Source organism: Mycobacterium sp. E2479 (assembly GCF_001667925.1).
Taxonomy (GTDB): Bacteria; Actinomycetota; Actinomycetes; order Mycobacteriales; family Mycobacteriaceae; genus Mycobacterium.
Genome location: NZ_LZJR01000024.1, coordinates 1 through 19,354, shown reverse-complemented (window position 1 = coordinate 19,354; position 19,354 = coordinate 1). Strand labels below are relative to the sequence as shown.

Annotated in this window: 12 protein-coding genes; 9 read left to right on the top strand and 3 right to left on the bottom strand. The window is 66.7% G+C overall.

Annotated elements, in window-relative coordinates; genetic code table 11:
* The first annotated feature begins 428 nt into the window (after positions 1-428).
* From A5686_RS28300 to eccCa, 6 genes are all read left to right on the top strand, one after another.
* Positions 429-695: a hypothetical protein gene (locus A5686_RS28300; protein ID WP_067930683.1), complete on the top strand. Its 267-nt coding sequence runs from the start codon at positions 429-431 to the stop codon at positions 693-695.
* A 536-nt stretch (positions 696-1,231) separates the two neighbouring features.
* Positions 1,232-1,951 (top strand): DUF5631 domain-containing protein, encoded by a 720-nt coding sequence (locus A5686_RS28295; RefSeq protein WP_067930681.1) that lies wholly within the window; start codon positions 1,232-1,234, stop codon positions 1,949-1,951.
* A 92-nt stretch (positions 1,952-2,043) separates the two neighbouring features.
* Positions 2,044-2,952: a hypothetical protein gene (locus tag A5686_RS02710; protein WP_197520456.1), complete on the top strand. Its 909-nt coding sequence runs from the start codon at positions 2,044-2,046 to the stop codon at positions 2,950-2,952.
* A gap of 285 nt (positions 2,953-3,237) precedes the next feature.
* Positions 3,238-4,086 carry a DUF4226 domain-containing protein gene (locus A5686_RS02705; RefSeq protein WP_067930675.1) on the top strand — a complete coding sequence of 283 codons (849 nt, stop codon included), beginning with the start codon at positions 3,238-3,240 and terminating at the stop codon, positions 4,084-4,086.
* A gap of 2 nt (positions 4,087-4,088) precedes the next feature.
* Positions 4,089-5,576, top strand: coding sequence for a type VII secretion protein EccB (eccB, locus tag A5686_RS02700; RefSeq protein ID WP_067930672.1), 1,488 nt, complete (start codon positions 4,089-4,091; stop codon positions 5,574-5,576).
* Between the two features lie 3 nt (positions 5,577-5,579).
* Complete coding sequence (eccCa, locus tag A5686_RS02695; RefSeq protein ID WP_067930670.1) at positions 5,580-9,794, top strand: type VII secretion protein EccCa; 4,215 nt, start codon at positions 5,580-5,582, stop codon at positions 9,792-9,794.
* Here the strand turns inward: eccCa and A5686_RS02690 are convergent.
* Together A5686_RS02690 and A5686_RS02685 are read right to left on the bottom strand one after the other, a co-directional pair.
* On the bottom strand, positions 9,775-12,630 hold the full coding sequence (locus A5686_RS02690) for an RND family transporter (protein ID WP_067930772.1): 2,856 nt from the start codon (positions 12,628-12,630) through the stop codon (positions 9,775-9,777). The two genes, eccCa and A5686_RS02690, sit on opposite strands and share 20 nt — an antisense overlap.
* Entirely contained in the window at positions 12,623-13,003 is a 381-nt protein-coding gene (locus A5686_RS02685; RefSeq protein ID WP_067930667.1) for a hypothetical protein, read from the bottom strand. Before A5686_RS02685 ends, A5686_RS02690 begins: the two co-directional genes overlap by 8 nt.
* Positions 13,004-13,136: 133 nt before the next feature.
* Here A5686_RS02685 and A5686_RS02680 point away from each other — a divergent pair, with 133 nt between their 5' ends.
* The gene (locus tag A5686_RS02680) at positions 13,137-14,354 is read left to right on the top strand and encodes a sensor histidine kinase (protein WP_067930664.1); all 1,218 of its coding nucleotides are present in this window, start codon (positions 13,137-13,139) and stop codon (positions 14,352-14,354) included.
* Positions 14,351-15,007 (top strand): response regulator transcription factor, encoded by a 657-nt coding sequence (locus A5686_RS02675; RefSeq protein ID WP_067930769.1) that lies wholly within the window; start codon positions 14,351-14,353, stop codon positions 15,005-15,007. The genes A5686_RS02680 and A5686_RS02675 overlap by 4 nt, the downstream gene beginning before the upstream one ends.
* 4 nt (positions 15,008-15,011) lie before the next feature.
* Here the strand turns inward: A5686_RS02675 and A5686_RS02670 are convergent, their stop codons facing one another.
* The gene (locus tag A5686_RS02670; protein ID WP_067930661.1) at positions 15,012-15,269 is read right to left on the bottom strand and encodes a hypothetical protein; all 258 of its coding nucleotides are present in this window, start codon (positions 15,267-15,269) and stop codon (positions 15,012-15,014) included.
* A 553-nt stretch (positions 15,270-15,822) separates the two neighbouring features.
* On the opposite strand from A5686_RS02670, the gene A5686_RS02665 reads away from it, so the two are divergent.
* Entirely contained in the window at positions 15,823-19,107 is a 3,285-nt protein-coding gene (locus A5686_RS02665; RefSeq protein ID WP_067930766.1) for a LuxR C-terminal-related transcriptional regulator, read from the top strand.
* The last annotated feature ends 247 nt before the right edge of the window (positions 19,108-19,354 follow it).

Below are 19,354 nucleotides of genomic sequence, written 5' to 3'. Positions count from 1 at the left end.
TCAACAGGGCGAGAAATTTCACCTGGATCTTGCGGAGAAGTATCGGACGAAGACCTCGGCATTCAACTCCGGCGCGGACGCCATCGATTACTTGCGGAGCCGCTTATCCGAAATAGCGAACAAGGGCAATAAAGATATAGATGAAATTCTTGCATCGAAAAAGCCATTCCCAGAGCAACTAGCGGAAGTGCAACGTGTCCAAGCGCGCTGCACCGCCGATGCCGCGAATGCCAGCCGGGACGCGGGCGACAAGATGATCGCGGCGACGCAAAAAATCCTTGATGCTGAAGGCCTGGGGGGCAATGCCCGGGGCTGGGCGCAAGCAAACGGCTTTGATGTCGATGGTGTCGCACCACCGAAACCGATCAGCGAGCATGACCTGAAGGCGCCACCGCACGGCTCTGGGGGGCGGGACGGCAGCGGAGGGGTTGGAGCAGCCCGGGCAGGTGTTCATGCGGCTGCCGGGCGTGGTCCTGCATCTGACGGAAATCCTGGCAGCGGTGGGATCGGTACTCATGGAGGCATTCCAGGTGGTGCTCAAGGCGGCAGTGGCCGCTACGACGCTGGTTCAGTTCCAGGCGCGCCACCAGCAGCCCCGTCGACAGGTATCCAAACGCCCGGCGGTGGCGTACCCGCATCGCCGGGGATGCCCGGGGTGCATGGCGCGCCTGTTTCGGCGTCACCGGCTGGTCTAGGTCAGGGCCTGCAGCCTGGGTTGGGACAAGCCTTCACCTCCGGCTTGGCGACCGGCCAGACGACAGGGCCTGGCGGGCAAGCGTTTACGGCGGGGCCCCTACAAGCGATGGAGACCGGCAGCCCGCAAACTGCGGCGACTACGCCAGCAGTGACGCCGACCGTACCCGGTGGGGGAACTTTCATTCCGACAAGTACGCCGGTCGACGCGCCCCCGGCGCCGTCACCCGCGCCAGCGCCCACCAGCGGCGGCGCTTCAGTTGCGCCGGTCATTACCGGTGGCTCATGGTCGTCACCCGCGCCGACCCTAGGCGCAGCATCCATTCCCTCAGGACCGTTGCCCGCCTACGGTTCTGACCTGCGCCCGCCTGTCGTGGCGCCCCCGTCAGTGCCTGCTACGCCGGCCGGCCCCGTGTCGGGCGCGCCAGTGGCGTCTTCACCGGCATCATCTCCATCTGCGGGCGGGCCACTTGTCTCGCCAGTGGAGCGGACGGCGTCCGGGGCCGCGGCGAGCCAGGCCGGCGCGGGGTCATCGACCATGGCCGGTGCATCGGCAGCCTCCGCGGCGACGGGCGCGACGGCTGGCACGGTGTCGGCCAGGACGGCCGAACAACAACGGTTACAGCGCCTCGTCGACGCGGTGGCCCGCCAGGAACCGCGCCTGTCGTGGGCGGCAGGGCTGCGCGACGACGGCACCACGACGCTGCTGGTCACCGACCTTGCCGGAGGCTGGATTCCGCCGCACGTCCGGTTGCCAGCCCACGTAACACTGCTCGAGCCAACGACGCGACGCCGTGATGCAAACTTGGTGGATTTGCTAGGCGCCATCACGGCCGCAGCTGCCCATCACGCCAACACATATGTCGGCGAGCCGGGTCCCGACGAGCCCGCGCTCAGCGGTGACCGGCCCGCCCGCTCGGCGGCGCCTCAAGTCGATGAGCTCGGGCCCACCCTGGTCGATGCCGTGCGTCGCCGCGATGGTCTGCCACGTATCGCCCAGGCCGTCGCGGCGCCCGCGGTGCGGAAAACCGGCGTCCTGGAAAGCGAAACGGAGATGTTGCGCGTATGCGCCGCAGCAATTCAGCATTCGGTGCTAGCGGCCTATCCCAATCACGACCCAGAGGTGGTCGGAGATTGGATGCTCCTGGCGGCCATCGAGGCACTGATCGATGGCCATGAGTACCTCGCGAACTATCACCTGGCGTGGTTCGCCGCAATCAGTCATCGGAGTGGCCACATAGGCCGGATCTCGACCTGAATACCGATTGCGTCGTGCTGTGACAAAATGTGCTAGATCCGACGCCGAGGGGCTTTGAGCACTTGTGGATCCGAATGGGGTGGAGGTGAATTATGGGCGGTCCAGGGCAGAACATTAAGCAGTCTCCGGGCTCGACGGTTGACGGAGTCCCGGTGCACTTGCCGGTCCCCGGTCCAACTCCACCAGGTGGCACCTCAGTCGCCGACGGTTGGCAGAGCGCCTTGGGCGGCGTCGGCAACGCTGGCGTCCCCAAAGATGCCGCGGACGCCGCAGCTGCAGACGCCGACCGTCGCGCCCATGCCGCCGATGCCGAAGCTAAGTTCCCGGCCAACGAGGCAAATGGGCAGCAGGAAATGCAGATGGTCCAGCAGACGCTGCAGGGCGTTACTGGTGCGATCGGCGGCGCGATCGGCGGCATCATGGGGCCGCTGACCCAGCTGCCGCAGCAGGCGATGCAGGCCGGCCAAAGCGCGTTCCAACCCTTGATGAGCGCGGTTCAGGGTGCCCATGGCGCCGCCCTCGCTGACAACGCGCATCTGGTCGACAGCGTCGGCAGTGGCGCGGGCTCCGGCCTGGGCGCCGGTTCCGCCGGCGGCGGTGGGGGCGGCCTCGGGGGTGGCGGCACCACTCCAGCCAGCTCGCTGGGCCCACCGCCGGTGCCAACGTCGTCCCCGCCAACCACGCCGGCGGCCGCGAAGGCGGCCATGATGCCGCCAACCGGAGGGATGCCAGCCATGCCGGCCCAACCCGGCATGACCGGTATGCCGATGATGCCGCCTGGCGCGATGGGCGCCGGTGGCGAGGCCGGCACCAAAGACAAGCCGGCCGAGAAGCGGGTCATGGCACCGGGTGTGCCTAACGGCCAGCCGGTAAAGGGCCGCTTGACGATCCCCCCGAGCACCCCGGGCAGCAAATCCGGTGAGGCCAAGCCGACGGTGGTTACTAATAGGCCCAATCGCCGGATCGTGATCATGCCGTCCGAGGACGAGCCGAAGGAATAGGCCTCCTCCAGCCCAGGGGAAGGTGAGTGGTCGCGCAGTTCGCCCGGCAGTAAGGTCGCTACGTAATCGCGGCCGACCCAGCCCTGAGCGCGGGCCTGTTGGGTCGCCCGTTATTGACAGCAGAACTGTCGATACGTGCATGCTATTGAGCACGTCGGCAGCGACCGCGGATCACGCGGCCAGGAAGGGTGTGGGAGTACTAACGCGAGTGGCCGGCAAGGATGCGGCGCCCAGAGGGCGCGCAGGTGAATCACGGCGGGGAAGCCGGTGACAGATCCGCTGAAAATGCGAGCGATCACGGTGTTGGCTCGTGCCCACGATCTGTTCGCGGGAACCGCCACGGACCACGGCATCGGTGGCGCGCCGATAGAGACGCGGGCGCGCGCTGAGGCGATGACGCATGGTCCTGGTGGGCTGCCCGGCGCAGCGGCCGCGCGGTCGGGCTCCTCGATATCACGGTTGGCGCGCTCGGCACATTCAGACCGGACGCTCGGACAGATCATCACCGCGGCGCGGTCCGATCACACCCAGGGCCGTGCGGCGACGCGGACGGTGCTCGACGCCGCCTTAACCGACACGACGCCGGCCGCCGATACGCCGATGGGCCGACGCGAGGCGGTCGCCCGTATGGCGGACCGGCTGCGGACCCAACATCGGCACGTCGCCGGATCACGCCGGCGCGCAAAGCTGCTCGCGCTGAAACTGCGACGCTTGCACTACCTTCGAGGGCGGTCGATGCACAGAAACCAGGCCAGCGGACGCCCGGCGGTGCTGGCAGCCATCCGTAAAGCGTTGGACATCAAGGGTATTCATGACCCGGCTGCGCGCGCTCGTTGGGAACGCGGCATGGACCTGGTGGCTCGCCGCGAGTCCAATTACAACGCGACTGCAGTTAACGACTGGGATTCCAACGCGGCGCGGGGCACACCGAGTAAGGGTGCCTGGCAATTCATCGCGCCAACCTTCGCGGCGTACCACCAGCCGGGGACCTCGCGCGACATCCACAATCTGGTAGCGCAGGCGTGCGCGTTCATCAATTACGCGATGGGCCGCTATGGGGTGGCCGCCGACGCATCGAATCTGGCCGATCGAATTCAGCAGGCCGATCCTCACCGAGCGCCCAAGGGGTACTGAGCATGCCGCTGAGTTTGTCTAACCGGGACCAGAACTCTGGGCACCTGTTCTATAACCGACGGCTGCGCGCCGCGACCACCCGTTTTTCGGTGCGCATGAAACACGATGACCGCAAGCAGACCGCCGCGCTGGTGTTGTCGGTACTGTTGGTGGCCATCGCGTCGGGATGGATGCTGCTGCTGAATGTTCTCAAACCCACTGGCATTGTCGGTGATTCGGCGATCATCGGCGACCGCGATTCCGGGGCCCTCTACGCCAGGATTGACGGCCGGCTGTACCCGGTGTTGAATTTGACGTCCGCCCGGCTGGCGACGGGGACGGCGAATCAGCCGACGTGGGTGAAACCGGCTGAGATAGCGAAGTATCCGACCGGACCGCTCGTTGGCATCCCTGGCGCGCCGGCAGCGATGCCGGTTCATCGAGGGGCGACGTCGGCGTGGGCGGTGTGCGACACGGCGGGGCGACCACGCAGCCCCGAGCGGCCGGTAGTGACCTCGATCGCGGGACAACTCGACGGCTTCGACCGCGCCACACCGCTGAGTGATGATGCCGGGGTGTTGGTCACGTTCGAGGGCAACACTTTTGTGATCTGGGGCGGCAAACGCTCGCAGATCGATCCGACGAACAGGGCTGTCACGCTGAGCTTGGGACTCGACCCGGGAGTGACGCTGCCGGTGGAGATTTCGCGGGCGCTCCACGACGCATTGCCGGCGACGGAACCGATCGGCGTGCCCGCGGTACCACTGGCGGGCACGCCTTCGACATGGGTCTCGGGCTCCCAGGTCGGCGCGGTGTTGCAGTCCCAAACGGCCAGCGGCGGCAAGCAGTTCTATGTGCTGTTGCCCGACGGCGTGCAAAAGATCACCAGCTTCGTTGCCGACCTTCTGCGCAGCGCCAACTCCTATGGCTCGACAGCGCCCCGCGTGGTTGCTCCCGACGTGCTGGTCAACATCCCCGAGGTGTCCTCGCTTGCGGTGGACTATTACCCGACCAAGCGTCTGAATTTCATTGATAGCGCAGCCAATCCGACTACGTGCGTGGGGTGGGAGAAGGGCTCGACGGATCCGCAGGCGCGTGTTGTGGTCTACAACGGCCGCGGACTTCCGACGCCGTCATACCTCGACAACCGCATCGTCCACCTGGTGCGTGACGACCGCGACCCGGCCTCGGTGGTCGCCAGCCAGGTGCTGGTGTTGCCGGGCGCCGCCAACTTCGTGACGTCGACCAGCGGTGTGGTCACCTCCGATTCGCGGGAATCGTTGTTTTGGGTTTCCGACAATGGGGTTCGGTTCGGCATCACCAATGACGACACGACGTTGCGCGCGCTGGGGCTGGACCCGGGATCGGCAGTCCAGGCACCCTGGCCGCTGCTGCGGACCTTCGCGGCGGGCCCGGAGTTATCAAGGGACGCAGCGCTGTTGGCGCGGGACACCGTCCCGGCGTTCGGCAAGGTGGCTGTGGTGACCACATCGGCGAAGCCCGGAGGCTAGAGAATGTCCAAAAAAGCATTCCCCATCAACCGTGTCAGGATCGAGCCGCCGAAACCGGTGCGGGTAGCACCCAGTGCGCCGATCGCGCTGCCGGAACGCGAGCCTCGCAACATTTGGGTGATGATCGGAGTGCCGGCGCTGATCGTCGCGCTCATCGGCACCATCGTCATGCTGTACGTCTCGGGTGTGCGCAGCCTGACCACCGGCTTCTTCCCCCTGATGGGCATCGGCGCCTTCAGCATGCTGGCATTCTCCGGCCGCTTCGGGCGTGCCCGCAAGATCACTTGGGGCGAAATGGAAAAGGGCCGCCGCCGCTATCTTCGTGAGCTTGACAGTAACCGCGATGAGATCCAGACCGCCGTGTGCGCGCAACGTGAATGGCAGAACTCCGTGCACTCCGATCCCCGCGGGCTCGGTGCCATCATCGGCGGCCCCAGGATGTGGGAACGCGGGCGCGCCGACGCGGACTTCCTGGAGGTGCGCCTAGGCACGGGTGTTCAACACGCACCCGACTCGGTACTGTCAGTGACATGGCCCGACATCGCCTCCGATGAGGAGCTAGAGCCCGTCACGGGGCAGGCCCTTCGCGATTTCATCCTGGAGCAGCGCAAGATTCGCGATATCGCCAAGGTGGTCAACCTACGCTCGGCGCCCGGATTCAGCTTCGTCGGTGCGGATCTGGATCGGCTGCGCTCGCTGATGCGCTCAGTGCTGTGCGCCCTGGCGGTGTTCCACAACCCGCGCGACGTCAAGCTGCTCGTGGTGACCCGTAACCCCGAGGTGTGGTCGTGGATCATCTGGCTGCCGCACAACCTGCACGATGAGCTGTTCGACGCGTGCGGGTTCCGGCGTCTGGTCTTCGCCACGCCCGAGGAACTCGAAGAAACGCTCGGTGCCCAGCTGCACATGAAGGGCAAACGCGGCGCATGGGCGCCGCTAGCCGCGGTCAGCCCCACCGCGATGGGCTCGACGCTGGAAACCGGCACGGACATGGTCGATCTTGGCCCGCACCTGGTGATCGTCGACGACAACACCGGCAGCCCCGATGCCTGGGAGAGCGTGGCCGGGCAGGTCGGTAAGGCGGGAATCACTTTGCTGCGCATCGCCTCCCGCATTGGTACCGGCGTGGGCTTCGCCAATGACCAGGTCTTCGATCTCAGCGAGCGCCACAGCGCGCCCAAGGGAGCGGTTAACGGTGATATAGCTCTGCACCGCGTCGGTTCCGACGCCGACGACGAGGACGACCGCCCGGCACCGCTGCTGCGGGTGCGTAACAAGTTTTTCGCCCACGCCGACCAGCTTTCCGTGCACCGCGCCTATCGGTATGCGCGGGCCATGGCCCGTTGGTCGCCGACGAGCCGCAGTGAGATCGCCGACTCGGTCAGCGGCGCAACCGAACTGCTGCGGGCCCTGGGAATCGGTGACCCACGCGACCTGGATGTCGACCGGTTATGGTCCGAGCGGCGGGGGCGCGGCGACGAGCGTTGGTGCGAGGTCCCGGTCGGTGCCAAACCCAACGGTGAGCTGCAGAACATCATCCTCCGTGCGAAAGACTTCGGCGGCTTCGGGTTCCACTCGGTGGTCATCGGCACCAGTGGCTCGGGTAAGTCGGAATTCTTTCTGTCGTTGGTCTACGGCATCGCGCTGACCCACTCGCCGGAGACGTTCAACGTCATTTTCGTCGACATGAAATTCGAATCGGCGGCGCAGGACATCTTGGGCATTCCCCATGTGGTGGCGGCGCTGTCGAACCTCGGCAAGGACGAACGGCACCTGGCCGAGCGGATGCGCAGGGTCATCGACGGTGAGATCAAGCAGCGCTACGAGCTGTTCACCTCGGTGGGCGCGCGCGACGCCAACGACTACGAAGAGATCCGGCTCGCCGGACGGGATCTGCCCCCGGTGCCGGTCCTGCTCGTCATCGTCGATGAGTACCTGGAACTGTTCGCCAACCACGAGAAGTGGATCAATCTCATCATCCACATCGGCCAGGAGGGCCGCGGCGCCAACGTGTTCTTCATGCTCGGTGGGCAGCGGCTGGACCTGTCGTCGCTGCAAAAGGTCAAGTCCAACATCGCGTTCCGCATCGCGCTGCGCGCCGAGTCCGGCGACGACAGCCGCGAGGTGATCGGCTCGGATGCCGCCTACCACCTACCGTCGAAGGAAAACGGTTTCGGCCTGCTGAAGGTGGGACCGCGTGATCTCGAACCATTCCGCTGCTTCTATCTTTCCGCCCCCTTTGTGGTGCCGAAGGCCAAGGAGGTGGCCACCACCGTCGACATGACCTTGACCAAGCCGCGGCTTTACAACTGGCAATTCCAGCCACTGGACGCCTCCGACGCCTCGGCGTTGGAAGCAGCCGCCGCCGTAGACGCCGAGCCCGACGAATTCCTCTACTACGAAGATGGTTTCAAGCGGAAGAAGATCGTCGACGTGCTGCGCGAGTCGTTGCACGACGTGCCCCACCGCTCACCGCGCCGACCTTGGCTGGAGCCACTGGAGGAGCCCGAGTCCATCGACGCCCTGGTCGCGGGATACCGCGGCAAACCCTGGCACGTCGACTACGGACACAACGCGGGGTTGATGTTCCCGGTCGGTGTCATGGACATCCCGGAAGAGTCCAAGCAGATCGTTCACGCGGTGGATGCGTTGCGCAGCAATGTGATCGTGGTGGGTGCCAAGCAGCGCGGCAAGACCACCACGCTGATGACGCTGATGTGCTCGGCGGCAACGATGTACAGCCCGTCGCGCGTGACGTTCTTCTGCATCGGCGGCGCCACCCTCGCCCAGGCCGCATCGTTGCCCCACGTCACCGATATCGTCTCGCCAAAGGACGCCGAGGGTATCGAGCGCATTTTAAGCAGCATGGACGCGTTGATCGACGCCCGCGAGGACTCGTTCCGGCGCCTCAAGATCGACCTCGACGGTTTCCGCGAGCGCCGATTCGGCCCGGGCAGCGACGGATTGGGCGGCACCGACGCCGGCGACCCGTTCGGCGATGTCTTCGTGGTGGTCGATGACTACGACGACCTGTACTCGAAAGACACCGTGCTGGGCGACCGCATCATCTCGCTGAGCAGCCGCGGCCCCGAATACGGGGTGCACCTGATGTGCAGCGCCGGCGGCTGGATTCACGGCCAGCGACAAAGCCTGCTGCAAAACGCCACCGCGCGCATCCAATTGCGGCTGGCCGACCCGAGCGAAAGTCAAATGGGCCACTCGTCGCTCGAGTCACGCGACGCGGCGCGGCGGACGCTGAACCGGCCCGGCTTCGGCCTGACCGACAGCTTGCACGAGCTACGGGTGGGTGTTCCGGCCCTGACCGATCCGAACACCGGCGCGGTAGTGAGCATCGTCGACGTCGGCGCACGCATCGCGGATGTCGCCGGAGTCACCAAGCACGCCACCCTGCAGCGCCTGCCGCAGCGGGTGGCGCTGAAGGCGATTCTGGACTACGAGGCCGCGCACCCCAGCGGCGATGACCTGTCGATCTCTTTCGCCATCGGCGAGCGTCACGAATTGGGCCCGGTTCCCATCAGGCTGCGCGAGAGCCCCGGTTTGATGATCTTGGGACGGCAAGGGTGCGGAAAAACCCTGTCGCTGGTCGCCATTGGTGAGGCGATCATGAACCGATTCAGCCCCGAGGAAGCGCAGCTGACGCTGATCGACCCCAAGACCGCACCGCACGGTCTACGGGATCTGCACGGACCGGGTTACGTGCGCGCATACGCCTATGACCAGGATGAGATCGACGAGGTGGTCACCGCACTGGCCCAGCAGGTCCTGCTGCCGCGGCTGCCCCCGAAAGGGCTGAGTCAGGAGGAGTTACGCGCACTCAAACCCTGGGAAGGACCGCGGCACTTTGTGCTCATCGACGACATCCAGGACCTGCGCCCGGATCAGAGCTACCCGCCCAAACCCCCGGTGGGCGCGGCGCTTTGGAAGCTGATGGAGCGTGCGCGGCAGATCGGGTTGCACGTCTTCACCACCCGCAACAGCGCGAACTGGGCTACGCTGCAAATGGATCCATGGATGCGCTTCCAGAACTCGGCGAAGGTCGCGCAGCTGTACATGGACAACGATCCGCAGAACCGGATCAACCGAAACGTCCGCGCGCAAACACTGCCGCCGGGGCGCGGACTGCTGGTCAGCGTCGACGGAGACGTCGAAGGCGTTCTGGTCGGGCTGCCCTCGTCGGTTACACCGCCACCGCAGTAACCAGCTGCGGCTCGGGCGTTTTCATCGACGACGGGACGGTGTGGCGGGGAAGCGGACTCGGCCACCAGAACCACCGGCCCAGTAGCGTCACGATCGACGGCACGATGAACGTCCGCACCACCAGCGTGTCCAGTAGCAATCCGACCGCGATCGTCGTGCCGATCTGGGCGATGCTGAGCACGCTGCTACTCAGCTGCGCCAGCATGGTCAGTCCGAAGATGACACCCGCTATCGTGACCACGCCGCCGGTACCGCCGAACGCCCGGATGATGCCGGTCTTCAGGCCCGCCGCCGCTTCCTGTTTGATGCGCAACGCCAGCAGCAGGTTGTAGTCCGCGCCGACGGCGGTCAGCGCGATGAAGGCGATCGGGGCCACGGCCCAGTGCAGGTCGTGATGGAGCAGGTGCTGCCAGATCAGCACGCTGGCACCGACGGCCGACGCGTAGGAGGTGACGACGGTCCCGACCACGACCAGTCCCGCGACCGGGCTGCGCAACATGGCCGTGACGATGAGGAAGATGAGAACCAGTGCGGCACACACCAGAAGCGTGGTGTCCCCGGCGACAAAACGCTGCAGATCGGCGGTTACCGGTCCAACTCCGGCGAGGTCGACCTCGGTCGGAGTCAGGGTGCCTTCCTTGGTGGCCTCCCTGATGGCGGCGCGCACCTGGCCCGCGCGCTCGACACCGTTGGCACCCCACTCCGACCCATCGCCATACACCAGCAGGTAAGCGGCACGGCCGTTCTCTGAGACCAGGTGGCCCAGCGCCGTGGTGTACCGGGGGTCGGTCAACGCCCGCTGCGGCATGTAGAAGTCCGCCGCTGCGCTGCCCTGAAACTGTGTGGCGATCTCGTTCAGGTAATCGGTCAGCCGGTGCATTTGGGGCCCGAGCGCGTCGGACAGACTCAACAAGTCGTGCGTGGCCGAACGCGCTTGCCCCAACGCATCTCGCATCGATGCCACACTCTGCGGCAGGGTCGCCATCGCGGCGGCGGCCGTGCTCGATCCGCTGGTGAGCTTGGCCGCGCCCGAACCCAGGTCGGCGGATGTCTGCACCAGGCTATCGACGGGCTGGAGTACCCGGTCCACTGTCGAGCAGATCGGATTGGTGGCGCAGTCGGGGGTGCGCCCGACGAAGTCCCGCAGCGGGTCGAGGTAACCCGACACCGTAGTGACATTTTGCTGCAGTCCGTCCATCCCGGCTCGCATTTCTTGCGCGGCGCCGGACATGTCGGCCAATCCGGCACTGCCACCGCGCAATCCGCTGCCCAACCCGTCGACCGCAGCCTGGGTCTGCGCCAGCGCACTGTCCAGTTCGGAGACTCGCTTGAGGCGCTGCGTCAGCGAATCCATGGTTTCACCGAACTGACGGCCGAGCACACCGGCCTGATAGCTCAACGTCGCCTGTTCGGGCACCTTGCCGTCGGGGCGGCTGGCGGATTGCACCGCACGCACCCCCGGCACGGCCATGATGTGGCGGGTGATTCGCTCGATGGCGATCAGGCCGGCTGGATTGCGTAGGTCGTGGTCGGCCTGGATTGCGATGACATCGGGCAGCAGTGCGTTGGCCGCGAAATGCCGGTCGGCGCTGGCATAACCACGGTTAGAGTCGGCGGACGACGGCGTGGCAGCGGGTTCGTTGAAGCCGACCCGCATGCCGACCAACGGCAACGCGACCAGCAGGGTCGACGCCAGCGCAGTGACCAGGATCGGTCCGGGCCACCGCGCCACGGCCGTTCCGACACGACGCCAGCGATGCGCCGTTTTCGACGGACGCGGCTCGAGATACCCCCGGCGTATCGCCAGGCTCATGAGCGCGGGCGTCAGGGTCAGTGCCGCGACCATGGTCGCCAGAATGCCGATCGCGCAGGGCAACCCGGCGCTGCGGAAGGCGCCCACCTTCGCGAAGACCAGGCACGCCAGTGCCACCGACACGGTGAGCGCCGATCCAATTACCACGGGCGCGATGGACCGGTAGGCCTGCGTCAACGCCTGGGTCGGAGCCACGCCGCGGCGCCGGCCTTCGTGGTAGCGGCCCACCAGGAAGATCGCGTAGTCGGTCCCCGCGCCCAATGTCATGGCGGCCATGAGCGCCACCGAAAAAAGCGACACCTCAACCACATTGGCCTGGCCTAGGGCGGCGACGACGGCGCGAGCCAGAGCCAGCGCGAGTCCGACCGAGATCAGCGGGATCGCGGCTGGGATGGGTGATCGGTAGACCACCAGCAGCAATAGCAGAATGAGCCCGATGGTGGCGCCGGTGATTTTGAGCATCTGCCGATCGATCGCGGAGAATTCGTCGACGATTGTGGCACCGGGACCCGTGACATGGACTACCAGGCCCGGCGGCGGTGAGAGCTTTTGGACGGCCCCGCGCACGGCGTTCACCGAATCACGCGCCTGCGCGGTGCCCAGCATCCCGGCCAGCCGCACCATCACGCTGACCGCCTTGCCGTCCGGGCTCTGCGCGCCGGCGGCGGTGGCCTGCTGCGACCACAGGTCGGTCACCGCATACACGTGGCGCCGATCCGAGCCGAGCGATGTCGTCAGCGCATCGTAGAACCGGCGATCCTGCGGCGCCAGCCGCTGATTGCGTTCCAGCACAACGTAAACGAAGTTATTGCTGGGCGTCTGGTTGAATAGCCGGGCGGCCCGGGCGGCGGCCACCGCGCTCGGCGCGCCGGTCGGCATGAAGGACCGGGCATGGGAGTCCACGACCCGCTCCAATTGCGGGACCGCCACATTAGCGATTCCCGCCGCCAGGACCCATAGGCCGGCGACGAGGACCGCGTACCGGCTGGTCAGACGCGCAAGGCTGCCCGTTCGGTCATGCAACGGTCTGCCGATCACTGGTGGGCCCGCCGAACAAGCCCACGGCCACATGCTCACCACGCGTGAGGGAGCGCACGCGCAGCGAGCAGCGGGTGCCGATCTTCACCAACGCGTGCAGCCCGGGATGGGCGGCTTCGAGATCGGCACGCACCTGTTCGGCCGAAGCGCCCTCGTAGGCCGCCTGATCCAGTTTGGCCACCAGCATCGTGATCCATCGGTGGCCGAGTGAAAGCATCAAGCCCTCCTTGTCGCCGAACAGCTCGGGCACCTCGGATGACTTGTCGATCAACGCAAGTGCCGCCTCGGGGTCCGTCTCGGCGGCTCGTATCACCTCGGCCATGAAGGCCATGCGGTCGTGCAGCAGTGTCCATGTCATGACTCGACGCTAGGAGAGCAGAGGGTCGGCGCGCGTCGTGCCGAAGTGCAGTCTTTGTCTCCTACCACGGGCGGAGACGCATGCCGACCGCAGGAGGATGTGATGAGGCGCCGAGCTCTTTTAGGATTGGACGATGTTGCATGCCGCAGCGAATTACCTGCGGGAACAGGTGCGTCGACGAAGCGAGCTGATTCCCGTCGGTATCACGTGGGCGGCCTTGATCGCCGTCGATGTCTCGCTTTTGCTCGGCGGCACGATCGGGACGCTGCAACGGCCCGCCGCCGATCTGCCCGTGGCGCTGACTGCGTTCGCCATAGCCCTGTCGCCCGAGGTGGCGTTTTTCGTGTTCAACACGAAGATCACCCCGTTGCCGTTGTGGGCAACCTGGTCGGCGTCCACCGCGCTGACGCTGTTCGGCACGTCCACGCCCATTCACGCCGATTTCGCACCGGCGCTCTTGGTGTTGATGGTCTTGGTGGTCTCGACGTTGGCGTCAGTCTTGGGCGGCTTGCTGGCAACCATGTCGGCCGTCGCGATGTTGCTCACCGCGTCCGCCCTGCACCGCCTGGACGCTGTGGTGCTGTACCTGGGTTTCATCGGGACGGGCTGGCTGCTCGGTTACCTGATGCGCACCCAGCGGCTGCTGCTGGCGGAACAGATTGCGGCGCAGGACATGTTGGCCGAGCACGCCGCCGCCGACGAACGTCGCCGCATCGCGCGCGAAGTACACGATGTCATCGCCCATTCGCTGAGCATCACTCTGTTGCACGTGACCGGTGCGCGCCGCGCGCTGCAGCAGGACCGCGACGTCGATGACGCGGTCGACGCCCTGGAGCAGGCCGAGCGGCTGGGCCGCCAGGCGATGGCAGACATCCGACGTACCGTCGGACTGCTCGACAACTGGCCGGCCAAGACCGCGCAGACCGCTCCCGAACCCGGCATCGACGACATCTCGGTGCTGGTCGAGGGTTTCCAGCGGGCCGGTCTGTCCGTCTCGCTCTGCGTCGAAGGGCCTACCGATCACGTGTCCGCGGCAGCCGGCCTCGCGCTATACCGCATTACCCAGGAGTCACTGGCCAACATCGCCAAGCATGCTCCGGAATCGAAAGCCGGTGTCATGTTGGATATCTCGTCGGCCTCGGCGAGACTCGCCATCACCAACCGGCTTCCCGCGGCGGTGGTGGCCGCGCAATCGGTCGAGGGCCGCGGCGTGCGTGGCATGCGCCAGCGGGTCGAGCTGCTCGGCGGGGCCATCGACGTAGGCCCCACCGGCGACGGGTGGGCGGTGTGCGCCGAAATCCCGTTGCACGAAGGCGACGCCGCCTGGCGCCAATGGTGGTGCAAGGCATGATCGACGCAACGCCCGAGATCACCGTGCTGCTCGTCGACGACCAGGACTTGGTGCGCTCGGGCCTGCGCCGGATCCTGCGCCGCAAGGACGGTTTCGCCATCGTCGCGGAGTGCGCCGACGGTGACGAGGTGCCGGGCGCGGTGGCCGAGCACCGGCCCGACGTCGTCGTGATGGATCTGCGGATGCGCCGCGTCGACGGGATTGAGGCGACGCGCAGGCTGGGCGGCCGGCCGCCGGTACTCGCCCTGACGACCTTCAACGAGGACGAGCTGTTATCGGGAGCACTGCGTGCCGGCGCGGCCGGTTTCGTGCTCAAAGACTCGTCCGCCGAGGAACTGATCCGCGCGGTGCGGGCTGTTGCCAGGGGCGACAGCTATCTCGATCCCGCGGTCACCTCGCGCGTGCTCACCACGTACCGCGAGGCCGCTCCCGGTCCCCGCGGCGCCGCGATCGGGGAGCTGACCAGCCGCGAACTCGACGTCCTGACGTTGATCGGCCAGGGTCTGTCGAATACGGAGATCGCCGACAAATTGTGCATCTCAGGCGTCACGGTCAAAAGCCACGTCGGGCGGATCTTCGGAAAGCTCGATCTGCGGGACCGGGCCGCCGCGATCGTCTACGCCTACGACAACGGCATCGTCGCACCGCGCTGAAGCCCTACAAAGGCGCCGACTCCGCCAGGTTCAGCAACACGTAGGCCATGCACATCAAGAAGTTGAGCACCACCATGACCAGGCCCGCGAACAACAGCGAACGGGCGCCGCGCTTCTTCAACCGCTTGTAGCGCGCCGCGCGCGATTCGCGGTCGAGCCGGATCGCGATCAACGCGAAGTTCACGTTGATCATTTCGTGTGCCGCCAGCGGCGCGCCATCGAGCATTGCCCGCAGCCGCTCCGGTGCCGTCCGAACGCCCACCCGTTCGAAACTGTGGCACAAACGTCGCGCCCGCCGTTGGCGGAGCGTCTGATACGGCAGCCGAAGGTGCCGCGCAATTTGCCCTCGATCGCCCCCCCAGGGGTAAGACGGGGTCATCACAAGCGGGATTCTAGATCGCTCGGCGCCACTTTCGCGCAGTGAACGCGAATTATGTTGCGAGATATCACTTAGGCGTTCACCGGCCAGGTGCTCGGCCAGGGTGGATCCACGTAACTTTCGAGGTGGCGAAGTTTCCAGTGGCGCCACGGGTAGCGCTCACACACGCGGCGGGGGCACTGCCGGTTCAGTGCTCGCTCGGAGCGCTGTTGATGATCACGGTCATGGCGGTCCTCCTCGGCCTGTGCGTCCGATTCGACTGTGCAATTTTCGGAGCGTCAGACTGGGGAGAACCCGTAACTGGGCGGCCGGCCGGTCGCGGATATGAGCGGGTTGGGCGGCTGGCGCGACGTTTCGTCGACGCGGGACCGCGGCCGGGGCCAGATACGGGATTTCCCCGATGTTTGCGGTTCACCGTCCCGAGATGCTGGCTAGCATGACCGAAACTGACCCGCGCGCGGAGTTGAACTGGAGCGACGTGCTGCCAACTGGAACGGTGACGCTGCTGCTCGCGGACGTCGAGGGCTCGACGCGGCTGTGGGAGAGCGAGCCCGAGGCGATGACGGCCGCGTTTGCTCGCCTGGACCGCACGCTGGCCGAGTTGCTCGACACGTATGGCGGGGTGCGGCCCGTCGAACAGGGGGAGGGCGACAGCTTCGTGGTGGCGTTCGCCCGCGCAACCGAAGCGGTCGCGTGCGCCTTGGCATTGCAGCGGGCGCCGCTGGCCCCGATCCGATTGCGCATCGGCGTGCATACCGGCGAGGTGCAGTTGCGCGATGAAGGTAACTACGTGGGCTCCACGATCAATCGGACTGCGCGCCTACGAGACCTTGGCCACGGCGGCCAGACGTTGCTCTCGGGTACCACCGAGGATTTGGTGGCCGATGCGCTTCCGGCCAACGCGTGGCTGACCGATCTCGGCAGGCACGAACTGCGCGGCGTCGCCCGTCCCGAACGGGCGGTGCAGCTCTGTCATTCGGATATTCGCAACGACTTCCCGCCCCTTCGAACATCGAAATCCGTTGCCGCTGAGCATTTGCCGGTACCGCTGACGAGTTTCGTCGGCCGTGGCGCGGAGATCGACGATGTGCGGCAGAGCCTCGCCGCCAACCGGCTGGTGACCTTGACCGGCGCGGGCGGCGTGGGCAAAACCCGGCTGGCCATCCAGGTAGCGGGCCAGATGACCGGCGATTTCGATGACGGAGTCTGGTACGTCGACCTGGCGCCGATCGCCGACCCCGATCTGGTGCCGGTCGCGATGGCGGGTGCCCTCGGCCTGCAGGAACAACCGGGGCATTCCACAACCGCGACGCTGATCCGGTTCATTGCAGGCCGACGGATGTTGGTCGTTCTCGACAACTGCGAGCACCTGCTGGAGGGGGTTGCCGAGCTGACCACCGCGCTGTTGAGCGCCTGTCCCGGCTTGGCGCTATTGGCGACGAGTCGCGAGCCGATCGGCGTCGACGGCGAGGTCATTTGGCGGGTGCCGTCCCTCTCCGTGGACGACGAGGCGGTCGAGTTGTTCGCGGAACGGGCCCGCCGGGTGCGATCCGATTTCATGATGACCGATGAGAACCTGCACGCGGTGCAGGAGATCTGCCGTCGCCTCGACGGCATGCCGCTCGCCATCGAACTGGCGGCCGCCCGGGTGCGGGCGCTGTCACTCGAGGAGATCGTGGACAGCTTGAACGACCGCTTCCGGCTGTTGACCGGCGGTCGGCGCACCGCGGTGCGCCGTCAGCAGACGTTGCGCGCCTCGGTGGATTGGTCCCACGCCCTGCTGACCGAGTCCGAGCGGGTGCTGTTTCGCCGGCTTGCGCCGTTCATGGGTGGCTTCGATCTCGCCGCGGCCCGTGCCGTGGCCGGCGGCACGGAAGTCGAGCGCTACCAGGTCCTCGATCAGCTCACCCTGCTGGTGGACAAATCGCTGGTGGTGGCGGACAACACCGGCGGCCGAACGCGGTACCGGCTGCTCGAAACCGTACGGCAGTACGCGCTGGAAAAGCTCGGCGAGTCCGGCGAAGCCGATGCCGTGCGGGCGCGTCACCGCGACTACTACACCGCGATGGCCGCCCTGCTCGACGCCCCAGCGGAGACCGGCCACCAGGGACGTGTCGAGCAGATAGAAGCCGAGATCGATAACCTGCGAGCGGCGTTCGCCTGGAGCCGCGAAAACCTCGACCTCGAGCTCGCGCTGCAGCTCGCTTCGTCGCTGCAGCCGCTGTGGCTCACGCGCGGCCGCCTACGCGAAGGGATGAGTTGGATCGACGAGGCGCTGGCCGACCTGAAGACCGTCGACGGGGAGGTGGCGCCGGCGGTACTGGCGCGGGCGCTGGCCGACGTGGCCCTGTTGGACGGGTGGGTGGGCATGCCGCAGCGGCAGGAACAGGCCGCCGAGGCGCTTGCGATCGCGCGCCAGCTCGACAACCCCTCCTTATTGGTCCGGGCCCTCACCGGCTGCGTGGGTACGGCCGCGTTCAAGCCCGATCAGGCGGCGACATACTTCGCCGAGGCCATCGAGTCGGCGCGCGCCCTGGGCGACAAATGGAGGCTGAGTCAGCTGCTGGGCTTCCAGGCGTACGCGACCATGATCGCTGGCCTGCCGATATCAGAGCGTGCGGCCGAAGAAGGGCGTGACCTTGCCGACGCGATCGGTGACCGGGTCGCCTCGGGTCAGTGCCGCCTATGGGGGATCGCCGGAGGTCGGGCGATGCGTGGCGACCTCCAAGGCGCCGAGGACGAATTCCGGGAGTTGATCGCCGACGCCGATGCTGCCGGCGACCAGTTGACCCGGTTCAACGCCCTGATGACGCAAAGCTTTGTCCTTGGGTGGCAGGGTAAGAGGACGGAGGCGCTCGCCGCCGCCGAAACGGCCATCGAGTCCGCCGCTGAGCTCGGCGCGGCGGTCGAGGGACTCGGCTATCTCGCGTTAGGTGCCGCACACCTGGCCGCGGGCGACGTCGCCGCAGCGAAAGACGCCCTCACACAGGGCTATAGCCGCCTACCTGGTGCCGATTTCAATATGACGAACATGCCGTGGCGAGCCGAAACCGAGCTTGCCGCAGGCGATGTCGTTGCGGCCCGGCTCTCGGCCGATCGAGCGGTGTCCTCAACCCGAGGGATGTTTCGGGTAATGGCGTTGAATGCCCGTGCCCGCGTTGCGCTCGTAGAGGACGAGGCAGAAGCGGCCGAGCGTGACGCGCACGACGCGCTGGCGTGCGCGGCCGACACAGGAGCACAGCTAGGCGTGCCCGACATCTTCGACTGTCTAGCTCGTCTGGCCGCGCGAGCCGAGAGTTATTTCGAGGCAGCCCGGCTCTTCGGTGCGGCGGAGGGCGTCCGGCGGCGCACCGGCGAGGTGCGGTACGCGGTACGCGAAGCCGACTACGAAGCGTCGGTCACGGCGCTGCGAGATGCCATGGACCCGAACGACTTCGACGCCGCCTGGGCCGAGGGCGCCGCGTTGTCCACCGAGGAGGCGATCGCCTACGCGCGGCGCGGCCGCGGCGAACGCAAGCGCCCGTCCACCGGCTGGGCGTCGCTCACTCCGGCGGAACTCGACGTCGTCCGGCTCGTCAGCGAGGGCTTGGGCAACAAGGACATCGCCACAAGGCTCTTCATCTCACCGCGCACGGTCGAGACCCACCTCACTCACATCTACACCAAGCTTGGCCTGGCTTCGCGCGTCCAGCTTGCCCAAGAGGCCACGCGCCACGCCTGAGCGCTCGCCCGCATGAGCAGACGCAAAACCGCACGCAAACGGATCGCGCGCACGCGATTTTGTGTCTGCTCGCGAGAACCTGAATTGGCGCATTCAGCGCGGGTCTCACGGTCCGGTTTTGTCGGTGGTGGCTGCGATGATGTGGTCATGTCGTTGACCGCATCTGCTGACGCCGTGGGGGTGACCGCGAGCGAGCGTCTTGAGGTGTTGTTCGGGGAGTTGGCGGAGTTGTGCGGTCAGCGCAACG